A 16,508-nucleotide genomic window follows, 5' to 3' on the forward strand; every position below is an offset into this window, starting at 1 on the left:
CTGTCACCCGGCCTTGGTCGGAGGTACTGGACGCGGCTCTCGGGGTAGGCCGAGCACCTGTTCCCCGATGGTGTTGCGCTGGATCTCCGACGAGCCTCCGTACACCGTGCCGGGGCGGGCGTGGAGGTAGTCGGCGATCCATGCGGTCGACGAGGTGGAATTCACACCGAGCGGTTGGGGCCCCAGATTGATTTTGGACTCCGTGCCCGATGGTGTGAGAGCCCTGGGACCCAGGACCTCGACCGCGAGTTCGGTGACGCGTTTGCGGTACTCGGACATCATCAGCTTCGAGATCGACGACTCCGGCCCCGGCGGTCGTCCGGAGGCGGTGACCGTGAGATTGCGCAGCGCCAGGCAGTGCATAGCGTGCACAGACGTCCAACATTCGGCAAGCCTCCGCCGAAGCTCGACATCGACGATGCCGAATTCGCGCATGGCGTCACGGAGCCGCAGAAGTTCGAGCTTGGCGGCGAGGGCAGCTGCGATACCCCCCGAGCCTCGTTCGAAGCCGAGGAGTGTGAGGGCTACCTTGGCACCGTCACCAGGTTTGCCGACGATGTTCTCCGCAGCTGTCCGCGCGTCCGTGAAGAACACTTCCGCAAGCTCGAACCCTCCGTCCATGGTCTTGATACCGCGGACTTCGACTCCCGGTTGATCGTAGGGAATCAGGAGGAAGGACAGGCCCTTTCCCTTGGGAAGCTCGGGCTCGGTGCGTACCAGCGCGAAGATCCAGTTGGCATGCGTTCCAGCGGTCTGCCAGATCTTCGAGCCGTTGATGATCCACTCGTCGCCGTCCAACACGGCGCGGGTTCGCAGCCCGAAAAGATCCGATCCCGCCTCCGGCTCCGAATAACCCTGAGCCCAACGGATGTCAGCGCTGATGGTGCGTGGAACGAAATGCTTTTTCTGCGACTCCGTCCCCCAGTGCATGAGGGTGGGACCCAAAAGGGTCATGCCTACCGGATCGGTGGGGAGGGCGTACTGAGGAACTCCGGCGCGAATGAACTCTTCGGCAACGATCGACTGACTGGTCAGATCGAGACCGCCGCCGCCGTACTCCCTCGGCCATCCAGGGGCGATGAGGGCGTTCTCGACGAGAAACGCCCGCCAGGTCGCATTGAACGACTCGCGCTCGGCGGGATCGAGAGCGCCGACACCTTTCCAGTCGGGGGGCAGCTCCTGGGCGAGAAGCGAACGCACATGCCTTCGGTACTCCTCGGCGGTGGTGGGGAATGTGATGTCCACAAGACTCCAGGTGACATTGTGGGGTAACGGAGATGAAGTTCATAGGCAGGTTTGCATACAATCTGGAATATTGCAAGGTAAGAAGCGCTCTACCTGCGGGGTTCCTGGCGGATTCGGCGATGCTCGACGACGCCGCGGTGGAAATTTGGCATGCAAGATGTAATACTTTCATATCGATTGTCGAGGCATGGAGGTTGACCTGTGGGTATCGAAGAGCATGTGCCGCTGGATGGATCAAGTTTGCTTGTCGGCGTGCGTGTCGTAGAGCTGTCGTCGAGTGTCGCAGGCGCCTACGCGGGCCGGCTGCTGGCGGACATGGGAGCAGCGGTGTCCCGCGTCGATTACCGGCTCGAGACCTCCAGCTCGGAAGCGGCCACACCTCTGCTCGAGCAGTGGCTCCACAAGGGAAAGACGACTTGCGTGCCGGGCAGCGACGAGGTGCTGGCCGCTCTCGACGCTGCGCACCTGGTAATCGCAGAGGCGGATCCGGGTGACCGCGAGTTCTGCGCCTACGCGGTCGGCCTGGAACAGCGAGCGCGAGAACTTCCGCACCATCCCGTCGTCGTCATGCTTCGTCATGGCGTGCAGGACGGAGAGGGGATTCCCGGTACCGCATTGACGATCTCGGCTTGGTCGGGGATGAGCTGGGCGATGGGAAATCCGGATGACGCACCGCTGACGTTGCCGTTCGATCTGGGGGCATACGAGGGTGGCATTCATGCGTGCGCTGCAGGGCTCGCGGCGCTGCTCGCTCAGCCTTCCGCGTTCGGATTTCGGCACGTGGATGTGTCCAGCCGTGACGTCCTGACCTACTTCACCGGCATGATCACGGCGAACTTCCTCCCGTACGAGCGGCCGTGGACTCGGGACGGCGCCCGGCCGCCCGGCTCCGCCGGCGTCTACCCGGCCAGCATCTTCCCTTGTAAGGACGGCCACGTCGTACTGATGTGCCGGTCGCAGAAGGAATGGGACGTCTTCATCGAGGGGATGGGCAACCCGGAGTGGGCCGCCGATCCGAAGTTCCGCGACCCCCGGGTCGTTGCCAGGCTATACGCGGACGAAGCCGATACCCACCTGATGCCATGGATCCTCGACCGTACGCAGCAGGAACTGCTGGATTTCGGCACGCGACTGGGTTTACCGATCGCTCCTGTCCGTTCGATGCGCGAGGCCATAGACGAGCCACAGCTTGCCCACCGCGGCTACCTCGAGAATCTGCCGGACACAGACATTCGTGTCCCCACCACGCCGTGGCAACTCCGGGAGTCCCTTGCCACTGCCACCGAGAGCGGTCGTCCCTGGCCCCTGAACCCGGATACGGCACGCTCGGCAGGGCAACTGTTCGAAGGCCTGCGGATCCTCGACTTGTCGTGGGTCTGGTCGGGGCCACTGGTGACATCGGTGCTGTGCGACCTCGGCGCCGAAGTGATCAAGATCGAGCACACGAACAACATGGACTCGAGCCGAACGAGGGGACGAGCCCGCCGCAACGGAGTCGAGGTCGAGGGTCCCGAGCACGAGGTCACCCCTTATTTCAATCAGATGAACCACGGCAAGCGCAGCGTCACCTTGAATCTCAAGGAGAAGCGAGCTCGCGAGATTCTGCTCGACATGGTCGAGCACTGCGACGTCGTGGTGGAGAACATGCGCCCGGGGGCGCTGCGGCGGCTCGGGCTGGGCTACGAGGTACTCGCCGAGCGCAACCCCGGCGTCGTCCTGCTCAGCATGTCCATGGCTGGTCAGAGCGGGCCGCTGAGCGGCATGAAGGGATATGCAGGTGTCATGGCCGCCATGTCCGGGATGGAATCGCTCATCGGGTACGACGAGGACACCATCGTCGGCAGCCTCGCCCCGGCACTGGGAGATCCCAACGCCGCGGGACACGCATTGAGTGTCCTGTTCGCAGCCCTGTTCCGCAGACGTGAGACGGGCCGTGGAGCGTGGATCGACCTGTCACAGACCGAGGCGCTCATGAACGTCCTGGTAGGACCGATGATCGAGAGTCAGATCAGCGGTCGGGTCGGCCCGCCGGCCAACACTCATCCGCGATTCGTTCCCAACGGCCACTTCCGTTGCGAGGGTGACGATTCGTGGATCGCGTTGTCGATCCGCCGCGACTCGGAGTGGGTTGCTTTCACCGAGCTGGCGACCGCCGGCGCATTCGAGGCTCGCCCCGAGTGGTCGACCGCAGCGGGCCGATCGAAGGACGTGTCGAGTGTGGAGAGGGCGGTCGCCCGGTGGGTGTCGACGCGAAAGCGCGACGAACTGCTGGACGAACTGCTCTCACGGGGCATCGCCGCGGCTCCGGTAGCGTCTTTCGAGGATCTGGTCACCTCCGACTGGAAGGCCGAACGCGGACTCACCGCCATCGTTGCGCATCCGTATCTCGGGAAGACCGAAGTGTTCCTCGTGCCTTGGCGGTTCGCCGGTCAGGGCCCTGCGACTCCCGCGCCGGGCCCGATACTGGGCAGCTCGACCCAGGCTGTGCTCGACGAGCTGCTCTCCCTGCCGGCGGACGAAGTGCACAGGCTGCAACACGAACAGATCCTGTACTAGGGCGAGGATTGACACATGCCGATCGACATCCGTGCAGTCGGTAAGCGAGCCGATCCGTTTCGTCGAACGTGGGACTCCACCGACGCGCTGCTGTATGCGCTCGGTGTCGGTGCCGGTCAGGAGGATGCGTCTCGTGAACTGCAGTTCACCACGGAGAACACCGCTGGAGTGGAGCAGCAGGTTGTACCCAGCTTCGCCATCCCTGTGGTGCAGACAGGACTGGGGAAAATTCTCACTTTCGGTGACTATCCCCGAGGATCGCTCGTTCACGCCGAGCAGTCGCTGACCGTGCATCGCCCGCTGACACCTGCCGGTTCGGTGACTGTGTCGGCGCGCATCGCATCCATCGCCGACAAGGGGTCGGGTGCACTCGTACGCATGGAGACGGAGGCGGTCGACACCACGACGGGGGAACCGGTCGTCTCCACCAGACTGGGATACTTCATCCGCGGTGAGGGCGGCTTCGGTGGTCAGCACGGTGACCCGAGTGGTGGCACGCCGTGGAGTGAGCCACTCGGCGACCCGCACGAATCCATCGTCGTGCCGACGCGTCCGGACCAGGCACTGCTCTACCGGCTCAGCGGTGACCGAAATCCGCTTCACTCCGATCCTGCAGCCGCCGGTGCCGCCGGCTTTCCGCGACCGATCCTTCACGGCTTGGCCACCTACGGAATCGCGACCCGCGTTCTGACGAACCGATTGCTCGACGGTGACCCGGCTCGTTTCGGCTCCATTTCGGCTCGCTTCACGAGACCGGTCTTCCCGGGAGACACACTCGTCGTCCGCGTGTGGCGCACCGAAGAGAGCGTCGTCTTTCGTGTGCTGAACGACGCCGGCGCCATAGTGCTCGATCGCGGCAGGCTGACCGGCCACTTCCTCGATCGTCACCCACCACAGTCTTGATCGACGGAACGATCCACCTACGGACGAATCGGATGAGTAAACAAAGGAGACAGCATGGTTGATCTCAACGGTCGCGTGGCTTTCGTGACCGGCGCCGCACAAGGAATCGGCGCCGCAACGGTGATGCGGCTTGCTCGTGCGGGTGCCGATGTGGCGGTCGTCGACATGAATCTCGACGGCGCAGAGGAAGTTGCGTCCTCGATCCGCGAGTCGGGCGGAAAGGCGATTGCCCTGCGGTGCGACGTCTCCTCGAGCGAGGCCGTCAACGCCGCGGTTGCGCAGACGAAGAGCGAGTTGGGCCCCGTCGGGGTGCTCGTCAACAACGCCGGTGTGCTGCGCGACAATTTCCTGTTCAAGATGTCCGACGACGACTGGGACACGGTGATCGACACCCACCTTCGAGGTACCTTCAACTGCACGCGCGCGGCCCAAGCGCACATGGTTGAGCAGAAATGGGGAAAGATCGTCAACGTCAGCAGCGTCGCGGCGCTGGGAAACACGGCGCAGTCGAACTACGCTGCGGCGAAGGCCGGCATCCAAGGACTGACGAAGACGCATGCTCTCGAACTCGGCAAGTTCAATATCAACGTCAATTCCGTTGCGCCGGGGTTCGTCGAGACTGCGATGATCCGGGCCACGGCCAAGGCACAGGGTGTCGACTTCGAGGTCTACAAGCAGCGTGCCGTAGACCGCAATCCCATGAAGCGCGTCGCTCAGCCGGAAGACATCGCGGGTGCCATCGCACTCCTCTGCAGTGACGATGCGTCCATGATCAACGGCCAAGTGATTTACGTGGCCGGCGGCCCTCGGACCTGACGGAGCGCAAGATGACGATTTCCCTTCGAGGTGCCGCGTATATCGTGGGCGCCTACGAGCACCCGGGGCGCGACCTACCCGACAAGTCCGTCGCCCAGATACACGCCGAAGTCGCCAAGGGTGCGCTCCGCGACGCCGGACTGACTACAGCCGACGTCGATGGGTATTTCTGTGCCGGAGACGCTCCCGGTGGCCCTATAGCGATGGCGGACTATCTGGGTCTTCCTGTCCGTCATTGTGATTCGACCGACTACGGAGGGTCGTCCTACGTCGCGCTCGTCTCGCACGCCGCCCAGGCCATCGCCACCGGCAAGTGCTCGGTCGCGCTGATCACGATGGGGGGACGGCCGCGCAGCGGACGTCGGCGTGCTCCCGCACAGGACAACCCCGCATTTCCGTTCGAGGAGACCTACGGGCACAGCAACCCGGCGTCGTACGCATTGGCGGCGCGACGTCACATGTACGAATTCGGTACGACCTCCGAGCAACTTGCCGAGGTGAAGGTCGCTGCTTCCACCCATGCGCAGCACAACCCGAACGCGCTGCTGCGCAAGGTCGTCACGGTCGAGGAGGTCGTCGACTCCCGATTCATTGCCGAGCCTCTGCACCTGCTCGACTGCTGTGTGATCACCGACGGCGGAGGAGCGGTCGTGGTGGTGAGTCCCGAGGTGGCGCGGCGACTCGATCGCCGCGGGGTGAAGTTGCTCGGAGCGGGCGAGGCGCCCAAGCACACCGGGCGCGCGCCGATCGATCTCACGTACACCGGAGCCGTGTGGTCCGGTCCGCGGGCGTTCGCGGAGGCACGTGTGACCCCGGGTGACATCGACTACGCCTCCGTCTACGACTCGTTCACCATCACCGTCGTGGAAACCCTGGAGGACTTGGGGTTCTGCGAAAAGGGTCAAGGAGGTCGATTTGTTCTCGACGGCCGTCTGCAGGCCCCGCATGGTGGATTGCCTCTGAACACCGACGGCGGGTCGTTGTGCAACAACCATCCCGGCAATCGCGGGGGGATGACGCGCCTCATCGAGGCCGTCCGGCAGCTGCGAGGCGAGACGCATCCGGCCGTTCAGGTTCCCGACGTCCAGCTCGCCCTCGTCCACGGTACCGGCGGCTGGCTCGGGAGCCGTATGGGCAGTGCGACACTCATTCTCGGACAGGAGGACTCATGACGGACAACGCCCGACAGAACGGTTCGGGCCTGCCCAGTTGCGAACCCGTCTTCGATGTCGATACCGAGCCCTACTGGCGCGGTGCTGCCGAGGGTAGGCTGCTGCTCACCCGGTGCGAAGAATGCAGCACCTACGTCTGGATCCCGCGACCGTACTGCCCCGTCGATCAGGCACCCACACGATGGGTGGAGGCATCGGGGAAGGGGACGGTATACAGCCACACGACGGTGCACCGCGGGGAGCGCTCCTATTCGAAGTCGGCGCCGTTCGTCCTTGCCTACGTGGAGTTGGCCGAAGGGCCGCGAATCATGAGCAATATCGTCGGATGTGCACCCGACGAGGTCGAGATCGGGATGCCGGTCACCGTCACCTTCGACCCGGTGGACGATGACGAACAATATGCCATCCCGCGGTTCAAGCCGGCCTGAACCGCATCTGTTCCGGGCGCACGCAGCATCGATCCGGTCTCGGCTCGGCGCGCACCGTGGCCTCGGCTGCGATCGAAACGATCGCAGCCGAGGCCACGGTGCGCGTGTATGGAATCGTAGTCCCGTGCTCACCTCGATGCCGATGGGGCGGGCGCATCAGGGAGTGAAAGCCCTTCACCACGGGATTCGGTCCTGATCTTCGTCGAGTCCTGCAGATGCATGCGACGGAAGCCCGTGCGGGACCTCTCCGCACGGGTAAGGGATCGGGTCAGGACAGGATCGGCGCGCGAGTCGGCATCGGCACGGCGCGGGCGATTCGGATGGTCAGACCGACATGCTCACGCGGCGGGGGGCGAGGACTGGGGAAGGGAGAGCAGGGCTTGGCTGAGCGACGAGCCGAGCATGTCCTGCAGCATCTGGCGGCTGGTCGAGCGGTGGGCATCCATCAGCGAGACGAGTCGCTCGGCGTCTTTCGCCTCAATTGCTTCGATCATCTTCTGGTGGTCCTCGGTGACCCTGCGGCGACGCTCAGTGTTCGACAGGTGCAGGCTTCGATAGGGGTCGGAAACTCTCCAGACCCGCTCGATCTCGGCCTTGAGGATGTTCAAGGGAGACCACGAGAACATGATGAAGTGAAACTCTCGGTTCGCCTTCACCAGGTTGTCGATCGATCCTGACTCTGCGGACTCGTGACAGCGCTTGTTCGCATCGCGCAGTTCCTGCAGCTGCGCCTCGTCGGGCCATGCGATCGACCGCAGCACCTCGCTTTCGAGGAAGGTGCGAAGCGCGTAGTACTGAAGAAGGTCGCCGGCGGAGAGTTTGGCGACGGCGTATCCCTGATTGGGCGTGCGCACCAGGACGCCATCGGATGCCAGGGCGCGCAGTGCCTCGCGAAGTGGTGTCCGGCTGACGTCGAGTCGCTCGGAGACGGCCCGCTGATCCACTCGCTGACCCGGTGAGAGTTCGCCGGTACGAATGAGGTCGTACAGCGAAGTGACCAGAGGATCCGCCGCAGCCGTGTCGTTCATGGTGTTCAATTCCCCATCTCCAAGGTGCCGCGGACGTCGAATAGCACGAATATTATCCGAAAAATTATGCAAACGCATCAGGTCGGTTCGGGTTCCCCGGCGGTTGTGGCGGGGTTCACGTGTATGCACTCGACTGTGCTGCTCGGTTTCGGTGGTTCGGAGGACGGACGTGGTGTTGTGGGTGATGGGTCCGAGAGTCTCATATCCGCCCGCGTGGGACGGTCGATTCCACCTTCTCGGCGTCCCGGTCGAGCAGACATCTCGGCTCGACCGGGACGCCATCCATGTGGGCACGGCAATGTAGGGATCGAACCGTCGGCGTGATGTTCACATTCAACTCCCCTGTTCGCGGCGACCGGATCGGGCGAGATGCGTCAAGCGAGTGTGTAGACCGTGTAGGAGACCCCGCCGTTACGGACGGTCCCGACGGATATGCAAACGAGACGGTTCATCCACGCGAATGCCGACTCCGAGGGGGCGCTGAACCGCGGAGCGGTGTGAACCTGCCCGTCGGCGCTCACGCCGTCGTACGTCATCAAGATCACGGTGCCGTCGGATGTCTGGAGCTGAGCGCGAACGTCGAGGGACATGGAGCCGTCGGGATGTTGCGTCACCCAATCTGATGCGCTGTTCACGACGCCGTCGAAGAACCCGTCGGGTCCCTCGCCACGGAATCGTCCTCCCGTCGCAGTCAGCAGAAACCGATTGCCCTCCGGATGCCCGAGCGATGCCGTCCGTTCGGTGTCGAAGTCGACGGACAGTACGTGGCGAAGGGAAGGGATGGCTTCTGTGCTCGTATGTGACATCGCTCTGTTGTAGCAGACAACGGGACGAACGTCCCTTGCGATCCGCAAATTTTGCATGCAAGATGGTCGTCGAGAGTGAACCCCGCGCGAGAAGATCTCGGCCGGCGTCGGTCGATTACGAAGATCATTCGAGGAGGTTGCTGGCTGTGCCCATCATCACCGTTCTGCCGCTCGGCGTGAAAATCGAAGTGGAGGAGGGAAAGAGCGTCTTCCATGCGGCGGTCGAGGCGGGGTATCGGTGGCCGACTGTGTGTCAGGGCCTGGGATCGTGCCGCACGTGTTACATGCACGTCGTCGAGGGCGCGGACGGCTTCGAAGAGCCCGACGACTGGGAACAGGAAGGCCTGGAGGATCTGGAGAGCACGGTCGGCGGAGTACACGCCGGAGTGCGCCTGGCTTGTCAGGCCCTCGTCTGCGGTGAAGCAACAGTTCGCAAGACCGGCGTCAAGCCGCCCGCGAGCGGGGACTGACAGGCGCCGTGCAGAAGATGCACGAGAGCACAGGAGGAGAGTAATGGCAAAGCAATTCACCCATGCGGGGACCGGAGACGTCTACTCCCTTCGGGAGGACGGGCGTGTCGAGGTCAAGAGCGCTGCAACGGGAGAGACCGGGGTGTTCACCTCCGAGGGTGAGTATGTCGAGGGCGAGCTGTACTACGCCGAAATGGTCATGTGCCAGTTCGTCGGACGATCCTACCCGGCCGAGAATCCGCCTCCCGAAACGCGTGAGCCCCGCAATGCATGAAACGCCGGTCGCGAACCGGTAAGGATGTGTCGGCCGAGCCACGCTCCGGCTTCCGATCGACGCATGGCAGTCCCGAGGGCTGTCGATCTTGTGGATACATCGACGCAATGACGGAAATCGAATGACGGCCGTGCCGGAGCGGATCGCATTCCCACAGAGGTGAACCGGAAGCCAGGACCAGTGGACGGGACGTACCCGACATCCCTGGGCGGTCATATGGCTGCCGGTAGCACATCCTGCAAGAAAGGTTAGGACCATGACGGACAATACCCCACGCGCGGTGACGCCCGAACAGCAGGCGATCGACGACCTTGTCGCCAAGAAGGTCGAAGGCCGGCCCGGTCCGAGCTACCGCGACATCCTCGAGTCCGACGGTCATCCGGTTCCGGAGTATCTGGAGCTCGCCTGGCAGGACCTGGGGGACGAGAACATTCCGATCGAACGCTACATCTCGCCGGAGTTCGCCAAACTGGAAGCGGAACGCGTGTGGCGCAGGGTCTGGCAGATGGTGTGCCGCGAAGAGGACATCCCGAGGCCGGGCGACCACATCGTGTACGAGATCGTCGAAGACTCCTTTATTGTCACCCGTACGAATGACGGTTCCATCAAGGCCCTGCAGAACACCTGCCTGCATCGCGGACGAACCTTGCGGAGCCGAGACGGCCGGGTGCCCGAGTTCCGCTGCCCCTTCCACGGTCTCACTTGGAACCTCGACGGTGACCTGAAGGATCTTCCATGCGAGTGGGACTTCAAACATCTCGACAAGGGCAAGATGTCCCTGCCTCAGGCCAAGGTGGGCACATGGGGCGGCTACGTCTTCATCAACATGGACCCCGACTGTGCGCCGCTCGAAGAATATCTCGAGGTGCTGCCCGAGCATTTCAAGATCACCGAGTATGAAACTCGAGTGAAGACGGCACATGTCGCGCAGATAATTCCATGCAACTGGAAGGTCGCCCAGGAAGCCTTCATGGAGGCCTGGCATTTGACTCAGACTCACCCGCAGTCGGCGCCGAGCGCTGGGGACGTCACAACTCAGGTCGACCTCTATGGGGACAATGTGGCCCGCACGCTTACGCCGGTGGGCGTCGCCAGCCCCAATCTCATCGGACTCGACGAACAGGATATCTACGACAACTACGTCGAAGGGCGCACCTTCTACCAGGAGCGCCTCGGCGTCCAGGGCACGAAGGACATCAAGAGGGAAGACGTCGACACGACGTTGCCCGAGGGTACGACGGCACGTCAGAAGATCACCGAGGAGATCCGGCGTACGGTCGGTGCCGCCATGGGTGCGGACTTGAGCGACACACCCCCGTACTTCCTGGTGGATGCCCTGGAGTACTTCCTCTTCCCCAACTTCTTCCCGTGGTCCCAGAAGCAGACCAACCAGGTCTATCGCTTCCGCCCCAACGGTCTCGACCCGGACTCCTGCATTGCCGAAGTCATGTTCCTGACTCCCGTCCCCGACGGTGCCGAGCGCCCCAAGCCGGCGAAGATCACTTGGTTGGAGCCGGGTATGGACTGGGTGGACGCGAAGGATCTGGGCCGGATCGCATCGACGATCAACCAGGACACCCTCAACGTCCCCGAAGTCCAGAAGGGCTTGAAAGCGCTGTCGCGCACTCAGGACAGCATCCCGCTCGCGTCGTACCAGGAGAGCCGCATCCGGCATTTCCACCACACGCTGACCAAGTGGATCGAAAAGGACTGACCACCGGCCGATTGCGCGCGTTCCTCCGCAGCATTCCGGTCGACGGGCGTGTCTCGACACCCGCCGACCGGGATGCGTGCGCACTACAACACGAACGGAGCTGCCTTTCATGCCGAACACGCAGTTTCCCATGGCAGACCTGTTCCACGTCGGGGTCGTCGTCGAGGACATCCACGAGGCCATTGCTGCATACAGCGCAACCGGGGCGACCTTCACGGAAGTTCGTGACATCACCCTGGAGGTGGTGCTCGACGGCGTCCGCCGGACCGAGCACATGTTCGCTGCGTACACCAAACAAGGGCCGCCCTACCTCGAGCTGATCCAAGAACTGGAGGGGAACATCTGGGGATCGGACGCACTCGATCTCAACCACCTCGGCTATTGGGCGGAAGACGTCGATGCGACGGCAAAGACTCTCGAACAGGCGGGTTTCACGCTCCGGATGATGCCGCCGGCGAGTCCGCCCCGGATCGCATACCTGTCCGGCCCTGGGAGCATCTGGGTGGAACTCTGTGGTCCAGGTGTGCGGACCATGCTCGCCGAATGGCTCACCACTTCATATGCCGGACCGGATTCTCTGCCCGTCCGCCCTCCGGCGTTGCCCACTCGATCATGACAGGAGCCGAGCCGATGGCCGACGTGTTGATCCGCGAGGAGAAGGACGGAATTCTCTTTCTCCAACTCAATCGACCCGAGCAGCGAAATGCCGTCAACAGCGAGCTGCGCCGACTGCTCAGCCAGGCAATGAACGATTTCGCGGCCGATACTTCCTTGCGCGTTGCCGTCATCACTGGTTCTGGTACCAAGTCCTTCTGCGCCGGAGCAGATTTGAAGGAATTGGCGGAGAACAGGGTGGGGCAGCCACCGCGGGACTACTTCGCAGACTTCGGCCCCGATGACTTCATCGAAAAGCCGGTGATCACCGCGGTGAACGGATACGCCTTGGCGGGCGGATTCCGTCTCGCGCAATTCGGTGATCTGTGCATCGCGTCGGAAAACGCTTCCTTCGGCATCTCCGAGGCAAAGTGGAGCCGAGGCGCGCCGTGGGCGGCCCCGTTGGTGAACATGATTCCGAGGCGCATCATGGCCGAACTCCTCCTCACCGCACAGCCTATATCTGCGCAGAGGGCCTACGACGTCGGTCTCGTCAACGAGGTCGTTCCCGAAGAGCGACTCATCCCACGGGCGTGGGAACTCGCCGAGACCATCGCGAACAACGCACCGCTCTCGCTCTCCGCCTCGAAGTGGTTGATGAGGGTGGGCGCGGAGGCTGGGGTGGGTGCTACGGGGAAGATCGCCGCCGAGATCTTCAGGCACGTGTATGCCAGCCAGGACGCCCTCGAAGGGCCTCGTGCCTTCCGGGAGGGCAGGAAGCCGCAGTGGAAGGGGCGGTGAGACTGCACAATTGTCGCGCATACAGAACAGGGACCGAGCCGGGATGCCACCCGCTGCGTTGATTCGGCGCTGCGGGGTCGCCGCCGAGACTCGATTCGGCGGCTGACGTCCATGACTCGAGCGGGCGCGTTGCTCGATGAGTGGTGCCACCGGACCTGTGGCAGCGCACCGACGGGCGGGTCCCAGACTGCGTGCGCAATGCCGTGCATCTTCTTTCGGTACGCGACCCTCCCGCTGTGCTCGACGATTCGGCCGGAATCTTCGCTACGCGAGGTGATCGGGCGGGTCGCGAGCACCCCCACGATGGGGGGACCCCGTCTGATCCCGGCGGTGCGGACCGGGACGTCGACCTCCGGCACCAGGTGGGCGGCACAGACATTGTAGAACCGATACGCGGCAACATGGATCGAGTGCCGCAGCCCGTCGCATCCCAGCCGGCCCGTATGCCTGAGATCATCCGATTCGCAAGGTTTCCGGTCTCTTCCCGATACCGATACGGCAGGGGTCCGGGTGTCGTCATGCCCCTGCTGCCTGCGAAGTGCCGGTTGCACACGGTCGCTCACCACCGCCCCGCCGCTCACAGCCCCAGCATCCGTGACGGCGGTCCAGCGGTTGCATGCAGACATTTATGCATGCAATAATTTCGGCCACAAGTTCGATAACCGGTGAAGGATGTGAAGCTGGTGAAGTCCGTACGAATCGGGGGCGGAATGGGCTACTGGGGCGACGACATCGCTGCGCCGCTTCGTCTCGTCCGAGACGGCAATCTCGACTACTTGGTGATGGACTATCTGGCCGAAGTGACCATGTCCATTCTGCAGAAGCAGCGCCGTCGAGATCCCAACGCAGGTTACGCGACCGACATCGTCGATGTGATCCGTTCGGTGCTCCCCGATGCGGTCGAGAAGGGCGTCAAGATCGTCTGCAACGCAGGCGGTGTCAATCCCCTGGGGTGCGCGGAGGCAGTGGCGCGGGTTGCCGACGAGTTGGGTTTGCGTGATCGAGTGAAGATCGCCGCCATCACCGGAGACGACCTTCTCGGACGGATCGAGGAGCTGCAGGCCGCCGGGGTAACTCTCGACAACACCGAGACCGGCCAGTCGCTGGAGGAGATCGGAGGAGAACTTGCCTCCGCCAACGCCTATATCGGCGCCGAGCCGGTTGTCACGGCACTCGAGTCCGGTGCCACCATCGTCATCGCCGGTCGCGTCGCCGATCCGTCCATGACGTTGGGGGCCCTGCGCTTCGAGCATGGCTGGCACGCCGATGACTGGGACCGGCTGGCGGCCGGCATCGTCGCGGGGCACCTCATCGAGTGCGGCGCTCACAGCACCGGCGGCAATCATCAGGCGGGGTGGGAGAGAGTTCCGGCGATGGAGGACATCGGATTCCCCATCGTCGAGGTCAATGCCTCGGGGCGGATCGTCTTCGGCAAGGTCCCCGGCTCCGGCGGCCTGGTCGATCGCGAGACGACCATCGAACAGCTTCTGTACGAGATCGGTGACCCCACTGCGTATCTCACCCCGGATGTGTCATGTGACTGGACCAGCTTCACGGTGACGGATCTCGGTGACGACCAGGTGGAGATCGTCGGCTGCACAGGTTCCCCGCCACCGGAAACCCTGAAGGTCTCGGCTGCGTATCGAGATGGCTATTCGGCGACGTCGATGTTTCTGTATTCGGCCCCGAATGCTCCCGGGCGGGCGAAGAAGGCCCTGGATGTCATTTCGCATCGAGTCAATCGCCTGTGCCTGGATCTCGAGCCCATTCACAGCGATCTCATCGGCATGGGGGCCGTCCACGGTCCCCGTACACCGAAGACGTACGAAGGCGAGCCGAACGAGGTTGTCCTGCGCGTCGGTTTCCGTTCCCGGAATCGTGCCGATGTCTCTCGGGCCGTAGCGGAATTGAGCACGGTCTTCCACGGCCCCCCCGGCAAGACCAATCTCGTCTCGGGTCGGGCACGGGTGTCCGAAACATTGGGCTATTGGCCCACGGTCGTGCCGCGCAATCTGGTCAAGACCGACGTTGTGACGATCTGAAGGAGGCTGCAGATGAAGGTTGCCGTGGGTGACATCGCCTACGCCCGTTCCGGTGACAAGGGCGGAATGTCCAACATCGGTGTCGCGGCGCGACGGCCCGTCTTCTATCCTGCTCTGGTGCGCGAGCTCACGGCCGCGCGGGTCCAGGAGTACTTCTCCGACCGGGCGAAGTCGACCGACCGTTACGAAGTGCCGAATCTCGAGGCATTGAACTTCCTGCTACACGGCATTCTCGGCAAGGGCGGGACGAGCACGCTGCGACTCGATCCCCAGGGAAAGGCCCTCGCCGATGCCATGTGCTTCCTGCAGATAGATCTGACCGAGGAAGAGGCCGCCGCGTTCGTCGGCGATCGTACCTGAGCAGGCCCCCTTCTTCTCTTTCCCGCTGTGAACCACTGCCTACCCCGAACCCTGTATCCGTGACTGCCTTTGCGGTCCGACACCGAAGGTCGACGACATGACCATCAAGCCCGAGCACCTTCCCATCACGACACTGGGCCACGAGAGCATCCGCGAGGCCATTCGAGCGATCAACGCCAAGTTCCCGCTCGAATACTGGTCGGAGAAGGAGAAGAAGGAAGAGTTCCCGCAGGAGTATTACGACGAGTTCGTCAAGGGTCGCTGGACGACCATGTCCGTGCCCGAGGAATTCGGCGGCGGCGGCGCTACGATCAGCGAAACCGCGGCAATGCTCGAGGAGGTCGGCGCGGGCGGGGGAGCTACGGCGGCGTGCAGCACCGTGCATTCCTCGTCCATCGCTCTGTCGTCGATCATCAAGTACGGCAGCCAGACGGTCAAGGACCGGTATCTGCAGCGAATGATCGACGGAGATCTCGTCGTGAGCTTCGGTGTCACCGAGCCGAACGCCGGGACCGACACCACCCGGATCGCCACGTCTGCGGAGCGAAAGGACGACCATTACATCGTCAACGGCGCCAAGGTCTGGAACTCGCACGCGCAAAGGGCCGAGAAGGTTCTCCTGCTCTGCCGGACGTCTCCCCGCGGCGAGAACGGCGCCAAGCCCGCCGACGGGCTGACCATGCTCATGGCGGATCTCCACGTGCCCGAAGTGACGATTCGCAAGATCGACAAGCTCGGCCGCAACGCGGTCGATTCCAACGAGGTGTGGTTCGACAACCTGCAGGTTCCTCTCGACGACCTCGTCGGCACCGAGGGGCGCGGCTTCTATCAGATCCTGTCGAGCGTCAACACCGAGCGAATCCTGCTCGCCGCGGAGTGTGTCGGAATGGGGCGCTGGTGCCTGGAGCGTGCTGTCACGTACGCCGGCGAACGCGTGGTGTTCGATCGCCCGATCGGTAAGAACCAGTCCGTGTCCCATCCGTTGGCGCAGTCGTACATCGAACTGCAGGCGGCGGCACTCGCCGTTCGCGAAGCTGCCGCCGCCTACGATGCAGGGGCTCCGGCCAAGGAGATCGGTCGCTTGGCGAACACCGCGAAGTTCCTCGCATCGGAAGCTGCTTTCAAGGCCGCAGACAACGCCATGCAGGTCCATGGTGGGTACTCGTTTGCGACGGAATACCACATCGGTCGGCACTGGATCGAGCTGCGCCCGCACAAGATCGCTCCCGTCAACAATCAGATGGTGCTCAACTTCATTGCAGACACCGTCCTGGGCCTGCCGAAGTCGTACTGACGGGT

15 protein-coding genes are annotated in these 16,508 nt (G+C 63.5%); 13 read left to right on the top strand and 2 right to left on the bottom strand.

Annotated features, from left to right (window positions below):
* Nucleotides 1-3: 3 nt before the first annotated feature.
* A complete protein-coding gene (locus G6038_RS10105; protein ID WP_165037541.1) occupies nt 4-1,245 on the bottom strand; it encodes an acyl-CoA dehydrogenase family protein in 1,242 nt (413 codons plus the stop codon).
* A gap of 252 nt (nt 1,246-1,497) precedes the next feature.
* On the opposite strand from G6038_RS10105, the gene G6038_RS10110 reads away from it, so the two are divergent.
* The 5 genes from G6038_RS10110 to G6038_RS10130 are packed head-to-tail and all read left to right on the top strand — an operon-like array spanning nt 1,498 to nt 7,120.
* Nucleotides 1,498-3,801 (top strand): CoA transferase, encoded by a 2,304-nt coding sequence (locus tag G6038_RS10110; protein ID WP_346772790.1) that lies wholly within the window; start codon nt 1,498-1,500, stop codon nt 3,799-3,801.
* Nucleotides 3,802-3,816: 15 nt separating this feature from the next.
* Nucleotides 3,817-4,704 (top strand): MaoC/PaaZ C-terminal domain-containing protein, encoded by an 888-nt coding sequence (locus G6038_RS10115; RefSeq protein ID WP_165037542.1) that lies wholly within the window; start codon nt 3,817-3,819, stop codon nt 4,702-4,704.
* A 54-nt stretch (nt 4,705-4,758) separates the two neighbouring features.
* Nucleotides 4,759-5,520 (top strand): 3-oxoacyl-ACP reductase FabG, encoded by a 762-nt coding sequence (gene fabG, locus G6038_RS10120; RefSeq protein WP_165037543.1) that lies wholly within the window; start codon nt 4,759-4,761, stop codon nt 5,518-5,520.
* Nucleotides 5,521-5,531: 11 nt separating this feature from the next.
* Complete coding sequence (locus G6038_RS10125) at nt 5,532-6,692, top strand: thiolase domain-containing protein (protein ID WP_206003396.1); 1,161 nt, start codon at nt 5,532-5,534, stop codon at nt 6,690-6,692.
* Nucleotides 6,689-7,120, top strand: coding sequence for a Zn-ribbon domain-containing OB-fold protein (locus G6038_RS10130; RefSeq protein ID WP_165037544.1), 432 nt, complete (start codon nt 6,689-6,691; stop codon nt 7,118-7,120). Before G6038_RS10125 ends, G6038_RS10130 begins: the two co-directional genes overlap by 4 nt.
* 338 nt (nt 7,121-7,458) lie before the next feature.
* On the opposite strand, the gene G6038_RS10135 is transcribed toward G6038_RS10130, so the two are convergent.
* Nucleotides 7,459-8,148 carry a GntR family transcriptional regulator gene (locus G6038_RS10135; protein WP_072636819.1) on the bottom strand — a complete coding sequence of 230 codons (690 nt, stop codon included), beginning with the start codon at nt 8,146-8,148 and terminating at the stop codon, nt 7,459-7,461.
* A 952-nt stretch (nt 8,149-9,100) separates the two neighbouring features.
* Between G6038_RS10135 and G6038_RS10145 the strand changes: the two genes are divergently transcribed.
* The 8 genes from G6038_RS10145 to G6038_RS10180 all read left to right on the top strand — a co-directional run bounded on the left by G6038_RS10145 (nt 9,101) and on the right by G6038_RS10180 (nt 16,503).
* Nucleotides 9,101-9,424 (top strand): 2Fe-2S iron-sulfur cluster-binding protein, encoded by a 324-nt coding sequence (locus G6038_RS10145; protein WP_206024531.1) that lies wholly within the window; start codon nt 9,101-9,103, stop codon nt 9,422-9,424.
* Between the two features lie 43 nt (nt 9,425-9,467).
* The gene (locus tag G6038_RS10150) at nt 9,468-9,698 is read left to right on the top strand and encodes a hypothetical protein (RefSeq protein ID WP_072636789.1); all 231 of its coding nucleotides are present in this window, start codon (nt 9,468-9,470) and stop codon (nt 9,696-9,698) included.
* Nucleotides 9,699-9,954: 256 nt separating this feature from the next.
* The gene (locus G6038_RS10155; protein ID WP_100054889.1) at nt 9,955-11,412 is read left to right on the top strand and encodes an aromatic ring-hydroxylating dioxygenase subunit alpha; all 1,458 of its coding nucleotides are present in this window, start codon (nt 9,955-9,957) and stop codon (nt 11,410-11,412) included.
* A gap of 109 nt (nt 11,413-11,521) precedes the next feature.
* Complete coding sequence (locus G6038_RS10160) at nt 11,522-12,028, top strand: VOC family protein (protein ID WP_165037547.1); 507 nt, start codon at nt 11,522-11,524, stop codon at nt 12,026-12,028.
* 14 nt (nt 12,029-12,042) lie between these two features.
* Nucleotides 12,043-12,807: an enoyl-CoA hydratase-related protein gene (locus G6038_RS10165; protein ID WP_165037548.1), complete on the top strand. Its 765-nt coding sequence runs from the start codon at nt 12,043-12,045 to the stop codon at nt 12,805-12,807.
* Between the two features lie 674 nt (nt 12,808-13,481).
* Nucleotides 13,482-14,849 carry an acyclic terpene utilization AtuA family protein gene (locus G6038_RS10170; protein ID WP_346772791.1) on the top strand — a complete coding sequence of 456 codons (1,368 nt, stop codon included), beginning with the start codon at nt 13,482-13,484 and terminating at the stop codon, nt 14,847-14,849.
* A gap of 12 nt (nt 14,850-14,861) precedes the next feature.
* Nucleotides 14,862-15,209 (top strand): hypothetical protein, encoded by a 348-nt coding sequence (locus tag G6038_RS10175; RefSeq protein ID WP_072636785.1) that lies wholly within the window; start codon nt 14,862-14,864, stop codon nt 15,207-15,209.
* A 97-nt stretch (nt 15,210-15,306) separates the two neighbouring features.
* A complete protein-coding gene (locus G6038_RS10180) occupies nt 15,307-16,503 on the top strand; it encodes an acyl-CoA dehydrogenase family protein (RefSeq protein ID WP_072636784.1) in 1,197 nt (398 codons plus the stop codon).
* Nucleotides 16,504-16,508: the final 5 nt, after the last annotated feature.

Source organism: Rhodococcus sp. 14C212, assembly GCF_011058195.1.
In the GTDB taxonomy this organism is placed as follows: Bacteria; Actinomycetota; Actinomycetes; order Mycobacteriales; family Mycobacteriaceae; genus Rhodococcus; species Rhodococcus aetherivorans.

Coding starts and splice junctions, on each gene's coding strand:
- G6038_RS10115 (WP_165037542.1), top strand. CDS start 3,817: ATGCCGATCGACATCCGTGCAGTCGGTAAGCGAGCCGATCCGTTTCGT.
- G6038_RS10180 (WP_072636784.1), top strand. CDS start 15,307: ATGACCATCAAGCCCGAGCACCTTCCCATCACGACACTGGGCCACGAG.
- G6038_RS10125 (WP_206003396.1), top strand. CDS start 5,532: ATGACGATTTCCCTTCGAGGTGCCGCGTATATCGTGGGCGCCTACGAG.
- G6038_RS10130 (WP_165037544.1), top strand. CDS start 6,689: ATGACGGACAACGCCCGACAGAACGGTTCGGGCCTGCCCAGTTGCGAA.
- G6038_RS10150 (WP_072636789.1), top strand. CDS start 9,468: ATGGCAAAGCAATTCACCCATGCGGGGACCGGAGACGTCTACTCCCTT.
- G6038_RS10155 (WP_100054889.1), top strand. CDS start 9,955: ATGACGGACAATACCCCACGCGCGGTGACGCCCGAACAGCAGGCGATC.
- G6038_RS10160 (WP_165037547.1), top strand. CDS start 11,522: ATGCCGAACACGCAGTTTCCCATGGCAGACCTGTTCCACGTCGGGGTC.
- G6038_RS10175 (WP_072636785.1), top strand. CDS start 14,862: ATGAAGGTTGCCGTGGGTGACATCGCCTACGCCCGTTCCGGTGACAAG.
- G6038_RS10165 (WP_165037548.1), top strand. CDS start 12,043: ATGGCCGACGTGTTGATCCGCGAGGAGAAGGACGGAATTCTCTTTCTC.
- G6038_RS10135 (WP_072636819.1), bottom strand. CDS start 8,148: ATGAACGACACGGCTGCGGCGGATCCTCTGGTCACTTCGCTGTACGAC.
- fabG (WP_165037543.1), top strand. CDS start 4,759: ATGGTTGATCTCAACGGTCGCGTGGCTTTCGTGACCGGCGCCGCACAA.